Source organism: Variovorax sp. Soil_C_17 (assembly GCF_057657265.1).
Window position 1 is genome coordinate 906747 of the sequence record NZ_JBDGIT010000001.1, and the last position, 16311, is coordinate 923057.

At 69.6% G+C, this 16311-nt stretch carries 19 protein-coding genes; 9 read left to right on the forward strand and 10 right to left on the reverse strand.

What is annotated here, in order from left to right; all coding sequences use genetic code 11:
- Positions 1-2 precede the first annotated feature (2 nt).
- The 3 genes from AC3A6Y_RS04285 (at position 3) to AC3A6Y_RS04295 (ending at position 1981) form a co-directional block, all read left to right on the forward strand.
- Entirely contained in the window at positions 3-440 is a 438-nt protein-coding gene (locus AC3A6Y_RS04285) for a MaoC family dehydratase (RefSeq protein WP_487866987.1), read from the forward strand.
- A gap of 178 nt (positions 441-618) precedes the next feature.
- Positions 619-1293, forward strand: a complete 675-nt coding sequence (locus AC3A6Y_RS04290) for a hypothetical protein (RefSeq protein ID WP_487866988.1) — start codon at positions 619-621, stop codon at positions 1291-1293.
- Positions 1286-1981: an RES family NAD+ phosphorylase gene (locus AC3A6Y_RS04295; protein ID WP_487866989.1), complete on the forward strand. Its 696-nt coding sequence runs from the start codon at positions 1286-1288 to the stop codon at positions 1979-1981. The genes AC3A6Y_RS04290 and AC3A6Y_RS04295 overlap by 8 nt, the downstream gene beginning before the upstream one ends.
- A 27-nt stretch (positions 1982-2008) precedes the next feature.
- Here AC3A6Y_RS04295 and AC3A6Y_RS04300 read toward each other — a convergent pair whose 3' ends face one another.
- The 4 genes from AC3A6Y_RS04300 to AC3A6Y_RS04315 all read right to left on the reverse strand — a co-directional run bounded on the left by AC3A6Y_RS04300 (position 2009) and on the right by AC3A6Y_RS04315 (position 6437).
- Positions 2009-2890, reverse strand: coding sequence for a DMT family transporter (locus tag AC3A6Y_RS04300; protein ID WP_487866990.1), 882 nt, complete (start codon positions 2888-2890; stop codon positions 2009-2011).
- Positions 2883-3713 carry a DUF2182 domain-containing protein gene (locus tag AC3A6Y_RS04305; protein WP_487866991.1) on the reverse strand — a complete coding sequence of 277 codons (831 nt, stop codon included), beginning with the start codon at positions 3711-3713 and terminating at the stop codon, positions 2883-2885. The genes AC3A6Y_RS04300 and AC3A6Y_RS04305 overlap by 8 nt, the downstream gene beginning before the upstream one ends.
- 67 nt (positions 3714-3780) lie before the next feature.
- A complete protein-coding gene (locus AC3A6Y_RS04310; RefSeq protein WP_487866992.1) occupies positions 3781-4383 on the reverse strand; it encodes a DUF1326 domain-containing protein in 603 nt (200 codons plus the stop codon).
- A 125-nt stretch (positions 4384-4508) separates the two neighbouring features.
- On the reverse strand, positions 4509-6437 hold the full coding sequence (locus AC3A6Y_RS04315; protein WP_487866993.1) for a PAS domain-containing hybrid sensor histidine kinase/response regulator: 1929 nt from the start codon (positions 6435-6437) through the stop codon (positions 4509-4511).
- A 264-nt stretch (positions 6438-6701) separates the two neighbouring features.
- On the opposite strand from AC3A6Y_RS04315, the gene AC3A6Y_RS04320 reads away from it, so the two are divergent.
- Together AC3A6Y_RS04320 and AC3A6Y_RS04325 are read left to right on the forward strand one after the other, a co-directional pair.
- Entirely contained in the window at positions 6702-7538 is an 837-nt protein-coding gene (locus tag AC3A6Y_RS04320; RefSeq protein ID WP_487866994.1) for an alpha/beta fold hydrolase, read from the forward strand.
- A gap of 168 nt (positions 7539-7706) precedes the next feature.
- The gene (locus AC3A6Y_RS04325) at positions 7707-8771 is read left to right on the forward strand and encodes a DnaJ C-terminal domain-containing protein (RefSeq protein ID WP_487866995.1); all 1065 of its coding nucleotides are present in this window, start codon (positions 7707-7709) and stop codon (positions 8769-8771) included.
- Between the two features lie 20 nt (positions 8772-8791).
- On the opposite strand, the gene AC3A6Y_RS04330 is transcribed toward AC3A6Y_RS04325, so the two are convergent.
- Positions 8792-9259 (reverse strand): ferritin-like domain-containing protein, encoded by a 468-nt coding sequence (locus tag AC3A6Y_RS04330; RefSeq protein WP_487866996.1) that lies wholly within the window; start codon positions 9257-9259, stop codon positions 8792-8794.
- Positions 9260-9430: 171 nt separating this feature from the next.
- Here AC3A6Y_RS04330 and AC3A6Y_RS04335 point away from each other — a divergent pair, with 171 nt between their 5' ends.
- Positions 9431-9748 carry a hypothetical protein gene (locus AC3A6Y_RS04335; RefSeq protein WP_487866997.1) on the forward strand — a complete coding sequence of 106 codons (318 nt, stop codon included), beginning with the start codon at positions 9431-9433 and terminating at the stop codon, positions 9746-9748.
- 6 nt (positions 9749-9754) lie between these two features.
- Here AC3A6Y_RS04335 and AC3A6Y_RS04340 read toward each other — a convergent pair whose 3' ends face one another.
- Positions 9755-10816: an alpha/beta hydrolase family protein gene (locus AC3A6Y_RS04340; protein ID WP_487866998.1), complete on the reverse strand. Its 1062-nt coding sequence runs from the start codon at positions 10814-10816 to the stop codon at positions 9755-9757.
- A 118-nt stretch (positions 10817-10934) separates the two neighbouring features.
- Positions 10935-12056 (reverse strand): AraC family transcriptional regulator, encoded by a 1122-nt coding sequence (locus tag AC3A6Y_RS04345; protein WP_487866999.1) that lies wholly within the window; start codon positions 12054-12056, stop codon positions 10935-10937.
- Between the two features lie 74 nt (positions 12057-12130).
- Between AC3A6Y_RS04345 and AC3A6Y_RS04350 the strand changes: the two genes are divergently transcribed.
- Positions 12131-12406, forward strand: a complete 276-nt coding sequence (locus tag AC3A6Y_RS04350; protein ID WP_487867000.1) for a DUF2164 domain-containing protein — start codon at positions 12131-12133, stop codon at positions 12404-12406.
- A gap of 7 nt (positions 12407-12413) precedes the next feature.
- On the opposite strand, the gene AC3A6Y_RS04355 is transcribed toward AC3A6Y_RS04350, so the two are convergent.
- Together AC3A6Y_RS04355 and AC3A6Y_RS04360 are read right to left on the reverse strand one after the other, a co-directional pair.
- A complete protein-coding gene (locus AC3A6Y_RS04355; RefSeq protein WP_487867001.1) occupies positions 12414-13241 on the reverse strand; it encodes an enoyl-CoA hydratase/isomerase family protein in 828 nt (275 codons plus the stop codon).
- Between the two features lie 57 nt (positions 13242-13298).
- Positions 13299-14390, reverse strand: coding sequence for an alpha/beta fold hydrolase (locus AC3A6Y_RS04360; RefSeq protein WP_487867002.1), 1092 nt, complete (start codon positions 14388-14390; stop codon positions 13299-13301).
- A 155-nt stretch (positions 14391-14545) separates the two neighbouring features.
- Between AC3A6Y_RS04360 and AC3A6Y_RS04365 the strand changes: the two genes are divergently transcribed.
- Positions 14546-15388 (forward strand): ParB N-terminal domain-containing protein, encoded by an 843-nt coding sequence (locus AC3A6Y_RS04365; protein WP_487867003.1) that lies wholly within the window; start codon positions 14546-14548, stop codon positions 15386-15388.
- A gap of 6 nt (positions 15389-15394) precedes the next feature.
- Here AC3A6Y_RS04365 and AC3A6Y_RS04370 read toward each other — a convergent pair whose 3' ends face one another.
- Positions 15395-15733, reverse strand: coding sequence for a hypothetical protein (locus AC3A6Y_RS04370; protein ID WP_487867004.1), 339 nt, complete (start codon positions 15731-15733; stop codon positions 15395-15397).
- Between the two features lie 270 nt (positions 15734-16003).
- On the opposite strand from AC3A6Y_RS04370, the gene AC3A6Y_RS04375 reads away from it, so the two are divergent.
- Positions 16004-16282 (forward strand): type II toxin-antitoxin system RelE/ParE family toxin, encoded by a 279-nt coding sequence (locus tag AC3A6Y_RS04375; protein ID WP_487867005.1) that lies wholly within the window; start codon positions 16004-16006, stop codon positions 16280-16282.
- Positions 16283-16311: the final 29 nt, after the last annotated feature.

The window sequence follows — 16311 nt, forward strand, 5'->3', positions numbered from 1 at the left end:
GCATGAAGTTCGCCGAGTTTCACGCGGGCCAGGTCATCGAGGCCGGGCCCTACCTCGTCACCGAGGCCGAGCTGCTGCAGTTCGCGAAGGCCTACGACCCCCAGTGGTTTCACACCGACGCCGATGCCGCCGCCGACGGCCCCTTCGGCGGCCTGATCGCCAGCGGCTGGCACACCGGCGGCATCGCGATGCGGCTGGTGACCGATGCGGCATTGGCGGGTTCCGAGTCCTTCGCCTCGCCGGGCCTGGCTTACGTGAAGTGGCCCAACCCCGTGCGCCCCGGCGATGCGCTGCGTCTGGTGGCCGACGTGATCGAGGTGCGGCGCTCGGAAAAGCGGCCTACGCTGGGCATCCTGCGCTGGCGCTGGCGGCTCTTCAATCAGCGCGAGCAAATGGCGCTGGATCTGGAGGCGACGAGCTTGTTCAAGCTCGAAGGCTAGCGTTTCGCCGAAGGGTCGACCTCTGCTGCTTGGGCGTCGGCACATTTCATCGGCTGTGTTGGCCTCGTCGCTCTCCTGCGGTGGCACCCCCGCCCGAATCATGACCGGGGAGGTGGTGGCGTTCGGTTAGATGTATTAGCATTGCTGTTTACATCCAATCTAACCATTGAAGAGTGCCATGACCACGACCCATGCACACGCTGACCTGCTCGACGTCATGACCGGATCTCCCAAGGAGATCGGTCGGCGGCTGAACCAACTGGATGCAGATCAGGTTGTCGCCATCGGCCTGGAGCATGTATCCGCAAAGGAAGCTGGAGCCATCGCAGAGACTCTGGTCCGTTTCGTACAGCTGGTAGGCCTGAGCGTTTCCCGGCACGAACGCGAAACTCTGGAGTCCCTGGTTGAAATCCTCATACCGAGAGCGCCGCCTACGCCGACCCAGCTCAAGGAGGCGGCGATGCTGGCGAGAGCCCGCACTGCCGTGCTCCAGGAGGATAACTGGATGACGACGGCGCAAATCGCCGACCTCGCCGGCTTCAGCACCAGCAATCCCAGTGCCCAGCCCAACAAGTGGAAGCGCGACGGATTGATCTTCGCCATCCGTCACCGCGGGGTCGACTACTTTCCAGGCTATGGGCTTGACCCCAAGACGGGCTTCCGGCCATTCAAGGTCATGGCCAAGGTAATCAAGACCTTCGGCGAGTCAAAAGACGGCTGGGGTCTGGCGTACTGGTTCTCGTCCGCCAACAGCTTCCTCGGCGGCAAGCGACCGCAGGACGTGCTGGCGAAACAGCCCGATCGCGTCATTGCGGCCGCCGCGGATGAGCTGGAGGCGGTCGCGCATGGCTAAGCGTCCCGGCAAATCGCCGCCACCGCCATCACCGCCACCTGCCGATACGACGCCGTCGCCCCCGGCAACGCTGCATGTATCGACGATGCCCTGGCCGAACGGTGGGACCTTGCATCGGGTTCATCTGAAGAAGTACGCGGGCGAAGAATTCAATCCCGGCGTCACGGGCAATGCACGGTTCAGCCCGATCAAGAGCGCCAAGGGCGAGCCCATTCCCACGCTCTATGGCGGAAACACCTTCGCGTGCGCGGCCATGGAAACCGTCTTCCACGATGTGCCTTTTGCATCGGGGTTCAAGAGCTACGACAAGTCGAAGCTGAAGGATCAAGTGCATTCCCGGGTGACCACTGGAGCCGATCTCGTGCTGGCCGACCTGCGCGGCAAAGCCCTGCGCAAGCTGGGCGTGGAGCGCAGGCAATTGATCGACACGGAGAAAGATCAGTACGCGTCAACGCGGAAATGGGCCGAAGCCATCCATGCGCAGCGCTCCGACGTACAAGGTTTGTGCTGGACCTCGCGGCAGGACGACAGTGCCCAGGCCGTCATGCTGTTCGGGGATCGCATCGCCCCCGGCTTGCTGCGTCAAGTCACTCCTTCCCGCAGCTTGCTCGATGACGGGACAGGATATGACGAGTTGCTGAGCCTGGCCGAACAGATCGGCGTGAACATCGTGTCGGGGAAGACTTAGCCAGCGGGAGATCCGCGCCTGCGACGATCACCCACGGGGCCGCACGATTCTCGACTTGGCCAGCAGCACCAGCGCAATGCCTCCAAGGATTGCCACCGACGCGTAGGCCAGCCGCGGCGTGATCGCCTCCGCCAGGAAAATCACGCCGCCAAAGGCCGCGATCAGCGGCACCGACAGCTGCACCGTCGCCGCCCGCATCGCCGAGAGCCAGGGCAGCGCCGCGTACCAGATCACATAGCCGATGCCCGAGGTCAGCGCACCCGAGGCCACCGCCAGCGCGATGCCGGCCGCGTCGGCGTGCGCGCTGCCGGCGAGGACGAGGCTCAGCAGCAGCGCCATCGGCGCGGCCCGCACGAAGTTGCGCGCGGTCGCGGCCAGCGGGTCGGCCACGCCGCGGCCGCGCAGCGAATACACGCCCCAGGCCACGCCCGCGACGGCCATCAGCGCCGCGCCCAATGGCGGCGGCGCGGTCACCCCCGGCGACACCAGGTAGATCAGGCCCACGACCGCCAGCACGAAACCCGACCACGCGACCGGCCCGAACATCTCGCCGGCGCGCAGTCCGGCACCCAGCATCGTCAGCTGCACCGCGCCGAACAGGATCAGCGCCCCGGTGCCCGCGGACAGGCTCAGGTAGGCGAAGGAGAAGAAGGCGACATACGCGAACAGCATCGCCGCCGCCAGCCAGTCGGCGCGCCCGGCCGCGGCGCCACCCGAGCGCAGGCGCACGACCAGCGCCAGCGTGAGCGCCCCCGCCACCAGCCGGATGCTGCCGAAGCTGGCCGCATCGATGCCCCCCTGTTGAAGCGCCATGCGGCAGAGCAGCGAATTGGCGGCAAAAGCCAGCATGGCTGCCACGGTGAGCGCGATGGCCCGCAGGCCCGGGCGGCCGTCGCGCCCCTCAGGCATGGACGGCCACCACGACCAGGGCCCCCGCCAGCAACGCGATGCCCAGGGGCGCGCTCAGGCGCCGGCCCCAAGGCAGGTTCTTCTCGACCGCCATCAGCACGGCCAGCAGCAGCATCCAGCCCAGGCTGCCGGTGCCCAGTGCGAACATCAGCAGCATCAGCGCCCAGCAGCAGCCCACGCAGAACACGCCGTGGTGCGCGCCCAGCAGGAAGGCCTGGCGCGCCGGCGCGGGCCCGCGCCAGTGCTCGATGACGAAGCCCAACGGCGTGCGGCATTTGTCCAGGCACTGGTGCTTGAGCCGGCTGAACTGGAAGGCACCCGCCAGCCCGAGCGTCGCGGCGCCGATCAGCCAGCCGTGCCAGGCCAGCGTCGGCGAGCGTTGGAGCAGCGCCAGGACCAGCTCGTGCAGCCCATGGGCCAGCAGCCCGAACACGCCCCACACGGCCATATAGCCCAGCCCGAGCAGCAGCACCAGGCGCGCATGGTCCGGGCGCCGGGCCGTCATGCGGTCGAACACGTTGAACAGCGGCAGCGTGGTCGGCAGCATCATGGCCGCGGTCATCAGAATCCAGGCCAGCGCGTAGAGCAGCGCGGGCAGCAGCAGCTCGCCCGCGGGGACGACGCGGCACAGGAAGGCGGCGGGCCCCGACGCCATCCAGTCGCCATGCTCCAGGTAGCGGCCGTAGGGGCTGCGCGCCCAGGCCCACAGCGCCAGCCAGGCCAGCCCGATCAAGGCCACGAGCAGCGGCAGGAACACCCGCCGATGGCGCTCGGCTCCGGAGCGCGACGCGGCCGGCCGCGCAATACCCGCAGGCGTGTTCATCGAGTCAGCTCCGTATCAGGCGCGCCGGTGCGCGCGCGTTCGGAGCGGCCGTGCGGCGCTCATGAATTCAGGCGTCGAAGACGAAGGTGCTTTGCAGCGCGTTGTGGTTCTTGATGTCGAGGTCGATGCCCAGGGCGGCATTCTTCGAGCGATACACCGGCGCCTTGCCGACGAAGACCGGCGCGCCCGGCACGGTGGAGAACACGGTGTCCGACAGCACGGTCTGCCCGCCGGTCGCGCCGCGGTAGGGCTCCAGCTCGGCGTAGTAGTTCGTGCCGATCTCGAGCTTGCCCTGGCCCTCGTTCACATGAAAGCCGATCTTCGCCCGCTCCACCGACACCACCGTGCCGATCAGCTTGGCGAGGTCGGCGATCGGGCCGCCGGCCTGGCCGGTGTAGACCTTGAGCAGGGCTTCTTCCTGTTCCTTGGAGGCGTTGTCGTCCACGTAGATGGCGGCCGTCCAGTTGCCTTCCAGGATGTTGCCCGGGACGTGGGCCACGGCGGCGATGGTATTGCCGCCGACTTCGAGGCCGTCTATCGTTCCCTTGTCGATGCGCCAGGCGACGATGGTGTCGCAGGTGCCGTTGTCCGGGTCCTCGCCGATCCAGCAGGGGCACAGCACGTTGCAGTTGCAGACCTCGAGCAGGCGACCTTCCAGGTGATAGCTCATTCCGACCTCCGTTGAAGTGTGGCTCACGGACTTGTCGCCGCAGCTGTGGCGGCAAGGCGGACGACGATGCTACGCCGCAGGCGGCGGCGCGTCCATGGTCCGAACGGCCGGGTCGGGGGCCGGCGCTAGTCGAGCAGCCGCTTGAGCAGGTCTTCGAGCTGGCTCACGTCCACCGGCTTGGTCAGGTGCGCGAAGAAGCCGGCGTCGAAGCTCAGCTGGCGGTCGCGCTCCTGCCCGTAGCCGGTCACGGCGATCAGCGGCGGGGGGTGCTCGATCTCGGCGCGCGCGCGCCGGGCCACCTCCAAGCCGCTCATGCCGGGCAGTCCGATGTCCAGCAGCACGAGGTCCGGCGCCAGGCGCTTGATGGCTTCGAGCCCTGCCTGGCCGTCGTGGCGCACCATCGCGTGGCAGCCCAGCGTCTCCATCAGCGCGGCCATGGTCTGGGCCGAGTCGCGGTTGTCATCGACCACCAGCACCGTGGGACGCCCGTTCGATTGCGGGCCGGCTGCCGTCGCTTTCTCGGGCAGGGCCGGAGCCTCCGCCAGCGGCAGGCGGATCACGAACTCGCTGCCCTCGCCCGGCACCCCCTTGCTGTACGCCGCCACATCCCCGCCATGCAGCCCGACCAGCTGCTGGACCAGGCTCAGCCCCAGCCCCAGGCCGCCCTGCAGCCGCGCGATGTCCTGCTCGCCCTGCTCGAAGAGGTTGAAGACGCGCTGGATGTCCTGCGGCGCGATGCCCGGCCCGTCGTCGCGCACGCTCAGCACCGCGCGCTCGCCGTCGCGGCCGGCCTGCACCCATACATGGCCGCCGACCGGCGTGAACTTGATGGCGTTGCCGAGCAGGTTGCTCAGCACCTGGATCATCCGGGCGCGGTCGCCGGTGATCCACAGCGGCGTGTCCTCGATCCGGGTCTGCAGCTGCTGGCCCTTGTCCGTGGCCGCCGGCGTCATGGCCTCGACGGACTCCAGCACCACCCACTTGAGATCGACCGGCTTGGCTTCCAGCCGGATCTTTCCGCTGGTGATGCGGCCGACGTCCAGCAGGTCGTCCACCAGCCGCACCAGCTGCTTGAGCTGGCGCGTGATCGTGTCCTGCGCCAGGCGCAGCGTCCGGCTCTCCAGCTTCTCGCGGGCCATCAGCGCGAGCGCGTTCGAGATCGGCGCCAGCGGGTTGCGCAGCTCGTGGCCCAGCATGGCCAGGAAGGTGCTGATGCGCCGGCCTTCGTCCTCCAGCGAGCTGACGCGCCGCTGGTCCGTCATGTCGCGCGTCACCTTGGCGAAGCCGCGCAGCGTCCCGCTGGCATCGTGCAGCGCGGTGATCACCACGCTGGCCCAGAAACGCGTGCCGTCCTTGCGGATGCGCCAGCCTTCGTCGTGGAAGCGCCCGTCGCGGCGCGCCATGCGCAGCTCCTCGTCAGGCCAGCCGGTGGCCTGCGCCTCGGGCGGGTAGAAGACCGAGAAATGCCGGCCGATGATCTCGGCGGCGTCGTAGCCCTTGAAGCGCCGCGCCCCGGCGTTCCAGCTCACCACGTGGCCGCTGGTGTCGAGCATGAAGATCGCATAGTCCTTCACCCCCTCCACCAGCAGGCGGAAGCGCTCCTCGCTCATGCGCAGACGCTCCTCCTCGCGGCGGCGCTCGCTGAGGTCGCGGGTGATCTTGGAGAAGCCGCGGAACTCGCCGTCGGGGCCGGACAGCCGCGTGATGATGACGTTCGCCCAGAAGCGGGTGCCGTCCTTGCGCACGCGCCAGCCCTCGTCCTCGAAGCGCCCGACCTCGCGTGCCACCTTCAGCTCGTGCTCGGGCCAGCCGCGCTCGAGTTGCTCGGGCGGGTAGAACAGCGAGAAGTGGCGCCCGATCACCTCGTGCGCCTCGTAGCCCTTGATCCTGCGCGCGCCGGTGTTCCAGCTGCGAATGACGCCGCCCGGGTCCAGCAGGAAGATCGCGTAGTCGCTCACGGCTTCGACCAGCAGCCGGTAGTCCGCGTCCCCGGGGCGTGTCAGGGCCAAAGGCTGCGAACCGGGCGGGAGCGGAACGTCGCGTGCATCTGCCATGCTGTAGGTCGTTCGAAGCCGGGGGCCGCACCCGCCAAGGGTCCCGGCGCGGCTCCGTGAAGCCGGCGCATCGGGAAACCAAGGCACCAGGATGCAGCCGGGGCGGATGCGGCAGTCTAGCGGCGCAGACCCGTTCGCGGAGTCGGACAGATGCCCGGGTTTTCGAGCAGGGACGACGGTGTTGCGCAGCGGCGTCGGACGATCAGGCAGGCACCGGGGACGCCCAGGCAGGACGCCACGCGCGCGCTGCGCCACAGTGCATCCATGCACCCAGCGCTCCATCCCCACGTCCGCGAATCCGGCGCCGGCCCCGGCGTCGTCTGCCTCCATGCCAACGCAAGCAGTTCCGCCCAGTGGCGCGGCCTGATGGAGCGGCTGGCGCCGCGCTGGCGCGTGCTCGCGCCGGATTCGCTCGGCGCCGGCCGCAGCCCTGCCTGGCCGGCGGATCGCACCGTGACGCTGGCCGACGAGCTGGCGCTGCTCGAACCGGTGTTCGCGGCCGCCGGCGATCCCTTCTGCCTGGTCGGCCATTCCTACGGCGGCGCCGTGGCCTTGATGGCGGCCCTGGCATGGCCCGAGCGCGTGCGCGCTCTCGCGCTCTACGAGCCCACGCTCTTCTCGCTGCTGGAGCAGGAGTCGCCCGGCCAGGAGGCGGCGAACGGCATCCGCTTCGCTGTCGCCGATGCCGCGGCCGCCATCGACGCCGGCGACCCGGACGCCGCCGCCGAACGCTTCATCGACTACTGGATGGGCGCCGGCAGCTGGCGCCGCATGCCCGAGCCACGCCGCGCGCCCATCGCGCAATCCATGGCCAATGTCGCCGGCTGGGCTCGTGCCCTGTTCACCGAGTCCACGCCGCTGCAGGCCTTCGCTGCCTTGGAAATGCCGGTGCTCTACATGACGGGCGCGCAGTCGCCGGCCTCGGCGCGCGGGGTCGCGCGGCTGCTCACCGGCGTGCTGCCCGATGTGAGCGTCGTCGAGTTCGAGGAGCTCGGCCACATGGGCCCGGTGACGCATCCCGAGACCGTCAACGAGGCAGTGGCCGAGTTCCTTGCCCACTGCCGGGCGACCGAGGCTTACGAACGGTCACGATGTGCCTGAAAACGCTGGCGGATAGCGGCCAAGACGCGCGCTTCTGTCGCCAGCGCGCCACCGCCTTCGGATAGCATCGCGCAGACGGTGCTGCTGCCTCCATGGACCTTCGTCCGGACGGCGGGCCGCGATGAGGAATAGCGCTTGGGCACCGACGACGCTTTCGCCGAATTGGGTTTGGCATCTGACGCAAGCGAGAGCGAAGTGAAGGCGGCGTGGCGCCGGCTGGTCTCGCAATGGCACCCGGACCGCAATGGCAGCGCCGGCGCCGTGGCCAAGATGCAGCGCATCAACCAGGCCTTCGAGGAAATCCGCCGCGCCGGATTCCGGGCCGCTCCCGAATCCGCGGCGGACGAGGCCGAGTTCACCGCGCCCGGCCCGGCGACGACCTCCGGCGCCGGCTTCGACGAACAGGACGACGGCGGCGATACCGCCTTCCGCGACGACGCCGGCACGAGCCGGCAACGGCGGCCGATCCACCGCAAGGTCAAGCTGACCCTCGAGGAGGCAGCGGCCGGCTGCATCAAGGTGCTGCGCGGCAAGGTCACCGAGACCTGCCGGGTCTGTGCAGGCGCCGGCCACCAGGTGCTCGGCGGCAACTGCGTCCGGTGCGGCGGCTCGGGCGCCGTGCCCAAGCGTTCCTTCTTCGGCTGGCCCACCGGGCTGGCGGAATGCGAGGCCTGCCTGGGCGGCGGCATCGCGCGGCAGCCGTGCGCAGCCTGCAGGAGTTCCGGCAAGACCGCCGCGCGCAGCTACCAGGCGAAGGTGCGCATCCCCCACGGCGTGCGCCATGGCGACCTGCTCCATGTCGACGGGCGGCGGCTGCGCCCCGAGCGCCTTCCCGCCGATCTCGAAATCCGCGTCGAGCTGCTCGACCACGCCTTCTTCACGCTCGACGACGACGGCACGCTTCGCTGCGAGGTCCCGGTCGACGGCTTCGACTGGGTCGCCGGCCGGCAGGTCCAGGTGCCGACGCTCACCGGCCTGCAGGCGCTGCAGCTGAAGCGCGGCCAGCTGTCCTATTGCCTGAAGGGCGAGGGCTTTCCGGTGGAGCGGCGCGGCGTGCGCGGCGACCAGTGGGTGACGCTGGTGCCCGTGTTTCCGGAGCGGCTCAGCACCGACCAGCAGATCCTGCTCGACCAGCTCTGCGCCACCACCTCCGGTGCCGGCGCGCGCGAGGATGAACGGCTCCAGGCCTGGCACAGGGGCCTTCGCGCTTGGGAGCGCGGCCTGCGCGGCTAGCGGGTCGGCGGGTCAGCCGGTCAGCCGCCGGGGCGGTCCGCGAAGGCGCGGACTTCGCCGGGCTTGCGCAGCATCTTGTCCACGTCCGCCGCATGCAGCTCCTCGGCGTGGATCATCTGCCGGGCAAACTCCTCCAGCGCCACCGAGCGCCCCTCGACCAGCTGCAGCAGCTGCCGGTACAGCGCCAGCGCGTGGCCTTCGGTGGCCAGCGACTCCTGCAGGATCGCCGACAGGTCGTGCTTGTGCGAGTCGAGCAGCGCGCCGATGCCCAGCGACGGATAGGCACCCAGCGTGGTGATCCATTCGCCCACCTGCTGCGCATGCAGCAGCGATTCGTCGGCCTGCGCCCGCAGCCACGAGACGATCGGAATGCGCGAGAAGCCGAACACCAGGAACGAGTAGTGCGTGTAGCGCACCACGCCCGCCAGCTCCGCCTCCAGCAGGCGGTTCAGAACATCGACGACCTGGTCCTTGTCGATCTGGGACATGGCGTACCTCCTGGCGTGACGGGCGCCGCCTCGGCAGCGCGGCCCCGAGCCTTGCACGATCCGTCGACTTGCGCAAGGCGTCCGTGGCGGGCCGCGCGGGCGGTCGCAGTTGCGCCGGCAGGCCCGCGGTGCTTCAATGGCCGGCCCCCCGCACGTCCACAGGAGGCCGCCATGGCCTACGAAGCCCGCTACGTCTTCAAGCCCAATCCGGGCGCCGACCTGGCCGCCGTCATCGAAGCGATGGAGCAGGGCGCCGCGCTCTGGCGCAAGCACGGTGCGCCCAGCCCGCGGCTGTGGGCCATCACCGCCGGCGAGCTGGGCAACTACGTGCTCAGCGTGCAGTTCGACAACGCCCTGGCCTTCGCCCAGGTCGTCGACGGCCTGTCGGCCGATCCGGAGTTCCGTGCCTGGCAGACCCGCAACGCCGAGGCGGGCGACATCACCTGGGTGCGCAGCAACCACGCACGCGAGCTGGACCTCGGCGGCTGAGCCGCTTCAGCCGGGCGAGGCCTGGCCGCCCGACGGGCGTTCCTGCAGCAGGTGCTTCGCGAAAAAGGCCGTGATCTTGCGGTCCACCGCCGGCATCGTGGCCGCGCGGTCGAAGCCCGGCGGGTCGTTGAGCATGTCGCCGACCAGGCCGGTGAGCCCCGGCGGCGGCGGCGACAGCAGGGCGCCATGGCCGGCCGTGGGCAGATCGGCGATCAGCTCGCAGGTCTTGCAGGCCGCGACCACGCGGTCGCCGTGGAAGCGCGGGATCAGCCACCGGTCCTGCTGCGCCGTGACCAGGCCCAGCGGCACCGGCGGCGCGGCCAGCGAGGCCATGTCGAAGTCGGCCGAGAAGGGCACGCCGGCGACCACCGCCGCAACGCGCGGGTCGACATGCACGCGCGGCATGTCGTCGTCGAAGCGCCGGCGGATCACCGCGAGCGCGGCCCATTCCTTGAGGCCGTCCAGCCACCCGCCGGTCAGCCGCGTGAACAGTCCGACGCAGGACTGGAAGTCCGCCGCCAGGTGCGCCTCGCAATGCCGCTTGAAGCTGCCCGGCGACCAGCGCCCGCCCGCCAGGCTCAGGGCCGTGTGGCCGCCGGCCGACATGCCGTAGACGCCCACCTTGTCGAGTTGCAGCAGGGGCCCCAAGCGCGCATCGCGCCCCACCGCATCGATGGCGCGCGACACCTCGGCCGGTCGCCGGGCCCAGCTCTCCGGCCCCGGCTTGCTCCTGTCCTTGTGGTTGTCGCCCCGATGCTCGGGCATCGCCACCACGAAGCCGGCCTGCACCAGGCTGCGAGCCAGGTCGGCATGCACCCAGGGTGCGCCGCCCGAGCCGTGCGAGATCACCACCAGCCGCCCGTTGCCACGCACCGGTCGGCCCTGCGGCGCCACCTGCAGCGTGAACGGCCCGCGCGGAATCGCCTGCTCGGCATCGGCGGTCGGGTAGTACAGCGTGACCGGGCCGTCCTCGGCCGTCGCGGCGATCGTGCCGAGTCCCACGCCCGCCTGGGCCAGGCCGGACAGCAACAACGCCAGCGCGGCCGCCGGCAAACGCAAAGAACGCATCGTGTTCACTCCTTTTCTCGGGTCCGAAGGCCCCTGCCTGCGGTGATGCGGACGATGCCGCGCCGCGGCCGCTGCGTCTGGCCGAATGCGACGAAACCCATGTTTCGGCTCGCCGATTTCAGGAATCGGCCAGCTTTTCCCGGCGGTACTCGGTGGGTGTGAGCCCGGTGGCGGCCTTGAAGGCGCGGTTGAAGGGGCCGATGGACTGGAAGCCGGCTTCCAGCGCGATGCTCAGCACCGGCAGGCTGCGGCGCGCCGGATCGGCCAGGGCAGTGCGCGCCTCCGCCAGCCGGAAGCCGTTGACGAAGGCGTTGAAGTTGCGGTGCCCCAGGCGCTGGTTGATCAGCCGGCGAAGCCGGTACTCGGGCGTGCCCAGCCGGGCGGCCAGGCCGGCGATGCTCAGGTCTTCGGTCCGGTAGGCGCGCTCCTCGTTCATCAGGCGTTGCAGCGCCTCGGCCAGCGCCTGGTCGGCGGGGTCGGGTGCGGGCAGCGCGGTGCCGTCTTCGGCGCCCACGCGCTCGGCCCCGGCCGGATTCGCGTGCGGCGCCGGGGAGGGCACGGCGCGCTCGGACGGGAAGATCTCGGAGCCGGCCAGCCGCAGCATCCAGAAGGCGCTCACCGCCACGATCACCAGCAACAGTGCCGTGTCCACCGTCGCTGTCGTGCCCGAGAGCCGGCCCTGCGGCGATGCCAGCCGCGCCACCAGCATCGCCAGCGTGTAGGCCACGCCCGTCACCACGATGAAGGCCCGCAGCCGGCGCCGCCCCTCGACCAGGTCCGCGCGCCAGTGCGCCGCCGCCGCGATCGTGGCCAGCACCGAGAACAACAGCGGAACGCCGCGCTGCAGGCCCATCGTGAGCGCCGGCGCGGCGCTGCCGGAGGTCGTCGCCGCGCAATTGAAGCCGGCCAGCGCGGCCACCGCCAGCCAGGCGGCGGCGTGCAGCGGCCTGAGCCTGAAGTCGTCGTCGAACAGCGCCTGCACGAAGATCCAGAACAGCACCGCATTGGCCACCGAGATCGCGATCAGCGGCGCCTGCCAGAGGCGCGGCACCTGCGCCTCGAACTGCGGCGTGGAGCTGATCACCTGCACCATCAGCCCCAGCAACATCGCCAGCGCCGTGCGGGCCGCCGGCAGGCGAGGCCGGTCGCGGGCCAGCACCCAGGCCAGGAGCAGCAGCAGGGCGAGCAGCATGCCGCGCAGTGCGGCGTCGAAAAGCATCAAGAGCTGGGCGTCGGTCATGGCGGAGCGGGGCGCGACAGATTAGCAGGCGGCTCCCGTACAGTCGCCACTCGACACCACGAAGCCCAAGCACCATGCCCATCGAGCTCGACAAGGAAGCCAGGAGCGAAGCGATCAAGTCGATCGAGCGCTACTTTCAGGAAAACATGGAAGAGCGCATCGGCAACATCGCCGCCGGCGCGCTCCTGAGCTTCTTCGTCGAGGAGGTCGGGCCCGTGATCTACAACCAGGCCGTCGCGGAGGTCCAGGAGCGCCTGCAGGTGCGCATCTCGGAGCTCGACCTCGAAGTGCACGAGGACGAATTCCAGTACTGGCGCAAGCACGACGCCCGGCGCAAGGGCAGGAAGTGACCCCGGCTTAGAAGGGGCAGGACGGATCGAATTTCGGGCTGCGCTTCTCGCGCAGCGAGGCGATGCCCTCCTGCACGTCCGGCCCCGAGAAGCCGATGAATTCCAGCGCCAGCGAGCTGTCGAAGGTCGGCCCGGCCAGGCGCAGCCAGTTGTTGAGCGCGTACTTGGTCCAGCGGATGGCGGTCTGCGAGCCGGCGGCCAGCTTCTCGGCCACCTCGAAGGCCTTGGCCACCAGCTGGTCCTCCGGCACCGCCAGCGAGACCAGGCCGATGCGCTCGGCCTCTTCGCCCGACACCGCCTCGCACAGCATCAGGTAGTACTTGGCCTTGGCCATGCCGCACAAGAGCGGCCACACGATCGCCGCATGGTCGCCGGCCGCCACGCCCAGGCGCGTGTGGCCGTCGATGATGCGTGCCGTGGTGCTGGCGATCGACACGTCGGCCAGCAGCCCCGCGACCAGCCCGGCGCCCACGGCCGGGCCGTGCATGGCCGACACCACCGGCTTGGAGCAGTTGATCACGTTGTAGACCAGGTCGCGCGCCTCGCGCCAGACCCGGGCGCGCACGTTGAAGTCGTTCGCCATGTCCTCCACCAGGCCCAGGTCGCCGCCGGCGGAGAAGCCCTTGCCTTCGCCGCGAATCAGCGCCACGCGCGTTTGCGGGTCCTTGTCGATGTCGCTCCAGATCGACGCCAGCTCGCGGTGCAGGTTGTGATCGGCGGTCGAAAGCTTCTTGTTCGCGCTCTGCGAGGCGCCCATCACCACTTCGAGGATGCCGTTGGGATGGGGCTTCAGCGTGAGCGCGCTGTAGTGCGCGTAGGGGAATTCGTTGGCCATGTCTCGGTCCTGGTTCGGGGGTTGGAAATCCCCCGATCTTCTCCCTTCCACGAGCGCCTAGCCAATGCCGCGCGGCCCCGCGGGCACGAGCGCCGACGCGGCGCGCAGCACCTCCTCGAGCTGCGCCACCGTGTAGGGCTTCTGCAGCCAGAAGGTCCCGGGCGCGAGCCGGGACGGCGGCGGCCTGCCGGTGGCGAAGACCACCGGAAAGCCATGCCGTTGCAGCTTCTGCGCGAGATCCAGCCCGGAGAGCGCCGGCAGGTTGACGTCGGTCATCAGCAGATCGAAGGCGCCCTCGAGAAATCGATTGATCGCCACCTCCGCGCTCTTCACCCCGGTGACCCAATGGCCGAGCGTCTGCAGCAGCTCCAGCGTGACGGTCAGCATGTCCGGTTCGTCCTCGACCACGAGGATGCGCAGCTTGCGTGGGCACGCCGGCGCGCGCGCGGCGGTCGCGTCCTCGTTCGGCTCGGTGCGGCGCTGCGCCAGCCAGTCGAACAGGCTGCGGCGGAAGTCCGCGTGCCAATCGGGATGCGAGAGCGCGTGATCCGCGCCCTCCAGCATTTGCGTGCGCAGCGAGCGCGCGTGCGCGAAGGCGGCCGCATAGTTCTCGATGACGGGGCGCGGCACCGTGTCGTCGCTGCCCGATCCGATCAGCATCACGTCGCCCCGGAAGGCGGCGCAGGCCGCCAGGGCGCGGTTGTCCTCGGGGCGCAGCCGGAGCAAGCGGTAGGCGGCCAGGTCTTCCTTGTCGAGATCCTCCTTGGGTCTCGACCAGCCCCGGTCGCGGTACAGCGCCGGCGCCCGCAGCGCGAGCCAGCGCACCGGGCGCAGGCCGCTCGCGAACGCGGCCAGGTAGCCGCCGTAGCTCACGCCGATGAGGCCGATCCCGGCGCGCTCGACGCCCGGCTCGCGGGCCAGCGCGTCGTAGGCGGCCAGCACATCCCGCAGGTTGTCTTCGCGCGTTACGGCTGCGCGCTCGGCCGGCGACCACGACTCGTTGGGCAGGTCGACGAGACGGCAGGCCCAGCCCCGGGCCGCGAGACCGTCCACCAGGGCGCGGTAGCGCTCCCGGTGGTTGTCGTCCCAGCCGGGCACCAGCAGTGCGCCAGGCTTGGTGGCGGCGGTCGAGGGGACTGGGCTGTCCATGATGCTTGTTCGTTCCCGGCGGGGCAGGCATCCGACGATGCCGGCGTGCCGGACCGGCTGATCGTCAGCATCTTGCGCAATCGCTTGCCCGCCGATTCCTCGAAGACGGCTCTCTACAATGCGGGCCCTTTCTCCCGACCCCGGCTCTCGCACCCATGGACATCGTCGTCAACGAAGAACTTAAGGCCTACATCGACCCGCTGACCCCGGAGGAGTACGAAGCCCTGGAGCGCAGTCTGCTGGCCGAGGGCTGCCGCGATGCATTAGTGCTGTGGGGCGACGTGCTGGTGGACGGCCACAACCGCCACGGCATCTGCCGCAAGCACGGCCTTCCTTTCCAGACCGTGCAGAACACGCGCTTTCGCACGCTGGAGGACGTGCACCTGTGGATGATCGACCAGCACCTGGGCCGGCGCAGCATTTCCGATTTCCAGCGCGGCGTGCTGGCGCTGCGCAAGAAGGAGATCGTGGCCGAGCGGCGCTCGCGTGCCGCGGCCGGCCCGGCACCGGCCCCCGAGGTGCCGGCGAGCGCGCCTTCGGCCGAGCCCATCGGCAGCGCCCCGCTGCCCGCTCCGCTCGACAGCCGCGAAGCCGTCGCCAAGGCCGCGCGCCTGAGCAGCAGCCAGGTGGTCATGATCGAGAAGATCCGGAAGCAGGCCGCGCCCGAGCTGGTCGCGGCGGTCAAGTCCGGCACCATCTCGATCAACGCCGCCGCTGCGGTGGCCACCCTGCCGGCCGAAGAGCAGGTCGCCGCCGTGGTCGCCGGCAAGGACGAGCTCAAGCAGGCCGCCAAGCGCGTGCGCGAATCCAAGCGCAAGCCGCGCGAAGAGGGCGCCGAGGCGCCGCAGGAAAGCGCGCCACCCGGCGACGAACTCCAGGCCCTGCGCCGGCGCGTGGCCGAGCTCACGGCCGAGAACGAGACGCTGCGCCGGCAGCTGGCTGCGCTGCAGGCATCGAGCGATGCGCAAGAGGGCGCCGAGCTGTCGGCGCCTTTCTAGCAGCGCCTAGTAGCGGATCGTCACCCCCGCCTTGATGCCCTTGTTGTCCTTCCCGTCCGTGTGCGCGCCGGCGGTGAAGGAGACATCGCCGCCCGTGCTCGCGCCCAGCGAGTAGTTCGGGCGCGTGCCCGAGGTGTCCATGCCGCCATAGACGCCGCTGCCGTCCTTGCGCTGCAGGCCCAGCGTCGCGCCGTTCGCGGTCGCCGCCTTCTCGGTCGGCGACAGGTTGGGACTGACGTAGATCGAGCCCTCGTCGTTGCTTTCGAGCGGGAGCTTCGGCGTTTGGGCAAAGGAGGTGGCGCAGCAGGCAGCAAGGGCCAGCGATGTGAGGAGGGGCTTGTTCATCAGGGACAAGGCGTCGGGGGCAAACCGACAACCTTATCCAAGGCGGCAAGGCAGGACAAGCATTCCGGGCGTGATGCGGTGATCCACGCCGCTGCAGTGCTGCGTCAAGGAGACGGAAGTGTTTTCACATGTATTCGTGAGCGTGACCGATTTCGATCGCGCCCTGGCTTTCTTTGGTCCGGCAGGGGCCCCTTGTAGGAACAGGGCGATTAAGTACGCACTGCGTTATCAACGTTTGACGTTAATAACGCTGAACGTTAATATGCATTCATGATTCAGAGCTTCAAGGACGAGGACACTCGCCGCCTCTTCGAAGGCTCCCGGGTGCCGCGATGGGCGAACATCGCCACGGTAGCGATGCGAAAGCTCGCAATGCTTAATGCCGCTGCCATGCTCGATGACCTCAAAGTTCCGCCGGGCAATCGCCTTGAAGCATTGGCCGGTGACCGTAAAGGTCAGCACAGCATTCGCGTCAATGATCAGTGGCGCGTTTGCTTCAAGTGGGCCAAGGCGGGCCCAGCCGACGTGGAGATCATCGACTACCACTGAGGCCCTGAATCTACGTCAAGAAAGGAGTC

What these genes read in the sequence shown, in the direction of transcription:
- AC3A6Y_RS04335 (WP_487866997.1), top strand. Translation starts at nt 9,431, where the DNA reads ATGGCCTACGAAGCCCGCTACGTCTTCAAGCCCAATCCGGGCGCCGAC.
- AC3A6Y_RS04320 (WP_487866994.1), top strand. Translation starts at nt 6,702, where the DNA reads ATGCACCCAGCGCTCCATCCCCACGTCCGCGAATCCGGCGCCGGCCCC.
- AC3A6Y_RS04290 (WP_487866988.1), top strand. Translation starts at nt 619, where the DNA reads ATGACCACGACCCATGCACACGCTGACCTGCTCGACGTCATGACCGGA.
- AC3A6Y_RS04355 (WP_487867001.1), bottom strand. Translation starts at nt 13,241, where the DNA reads ATGGCCAACGAATTCCCCTACGCGCACTACAGCGCGCTCACGCTGAAG.
- AC3A6Y_RS04375 (WP_487867005.1), top strand. Translation starts at nt 16,004, where the DNA reads ATGATTCAGAGCTTCAAGGACGAGGACACTCGCCGCCTCTTCGAAGGC.
- AC3A6Y_RS04295 (WP_487866989.1), top strand. Translation starts at nt 1,286, where the DNA reads ATGGCTAAGCGTCCCGGCAAATCGCCGCCACCGCCATCACCGCCACCT.
- AC3A6Y_RS04340 (WP_487866998.1), bottom strand. Translation starts at nt 10,816, where the DNA reads ATGCGTTCTTTGCGTTTGCCGGCGGCCGCGCTGGCGTTGTTGCTGTCC.
- AC3A6Y_RS04365 (WP_487867003.1), top strand. Translation starts at nt 14,546, where the DNA reads ATGGACATCGTCGTCAACGAAGAACTTAAGGCCTACATCGACCCGCTG.
- AC3A6Y_RS04370 (WP_487867004.1), bottom strand. Translation starts at nt 15,733, where the DNA reads ATGAACAAGCCCCTCCTCACATCGCTGGCCCTTGCTGCCTGCTGCGCC.
- AC3A6Y_RS04350 (WP_487867000.1), top strand. Translation starts at nt 12,131, where the DNA reads ATGCCCATCGAGCTCGACAAGGAAGCCAGGAGCGAAGCGATCAAGTCG.
- AC3A6Y_RS04315 (WP_487866993.1), bottom strand. Translation starts at nt 6,437, where the DNA reads ATGGCAGATGCACGCGACGTTCCGCTCCCGCCCGGTTCGCAGCCTTTG.
- AC3A6Y_RS04360 (WP_487867002.1), bottom strand. Translation starts at nt 14,390, where the DNA reads ATGGACAGCCCAGTCCCCTCGACCGCCGCCACCAAGCCTGGCGCACTG.
- AC3A6Y_RS04300 (WP_487866990.1), bottom strand. Translation starts at nt 2,890, where the DNA reads ATGCCTGAGGGGCGCGACGGCCGCCCGGGCCTGCGGGCCATCGCGCTC.
- AC3A6Y_RS04285 (WP_487866987.1), top strand. Translation starts at nt 3, where the DNA reads ATGAAGTTCGCCGAGTTTCACGCGGGCCAGGTCATCGAGGCCGGGCCC.
- AC3A6Y_RS04330 (WP_487866996.1), bottom strand. Translation starts at nt 9,259, where the DNA reads ATGTCCCAGATCGACAAGGACCAGGTCGTCGATGTTCTGAACCGCCTG.
- AC3A6Y_RS04305 (WP_487866991.1), bottom strand. Translation starts at nt 3,713, where the DNA reads ATGAACACGCCTGCGGGTATTGCGCGGCCGGCCGCGTCGCGCTCCGGA.
- AC3A6Y_RS04345 (WP_487866999.1), bottom strand. Translation starts at nt 12,056, where the DNA reads ATGACCGACGCCCAGCTCTTGATGCTTTTCGACGCCGCACTGCGCGGC.
- AC3A6Y_RS04310 (WP_487866992.1), bottom strand. Translation starts at nt 4,383, where the DNA reads ATGAGCTATCACCTGGAAGGTCGCCTGCTCGAGGTCTGCAACTGCAAC.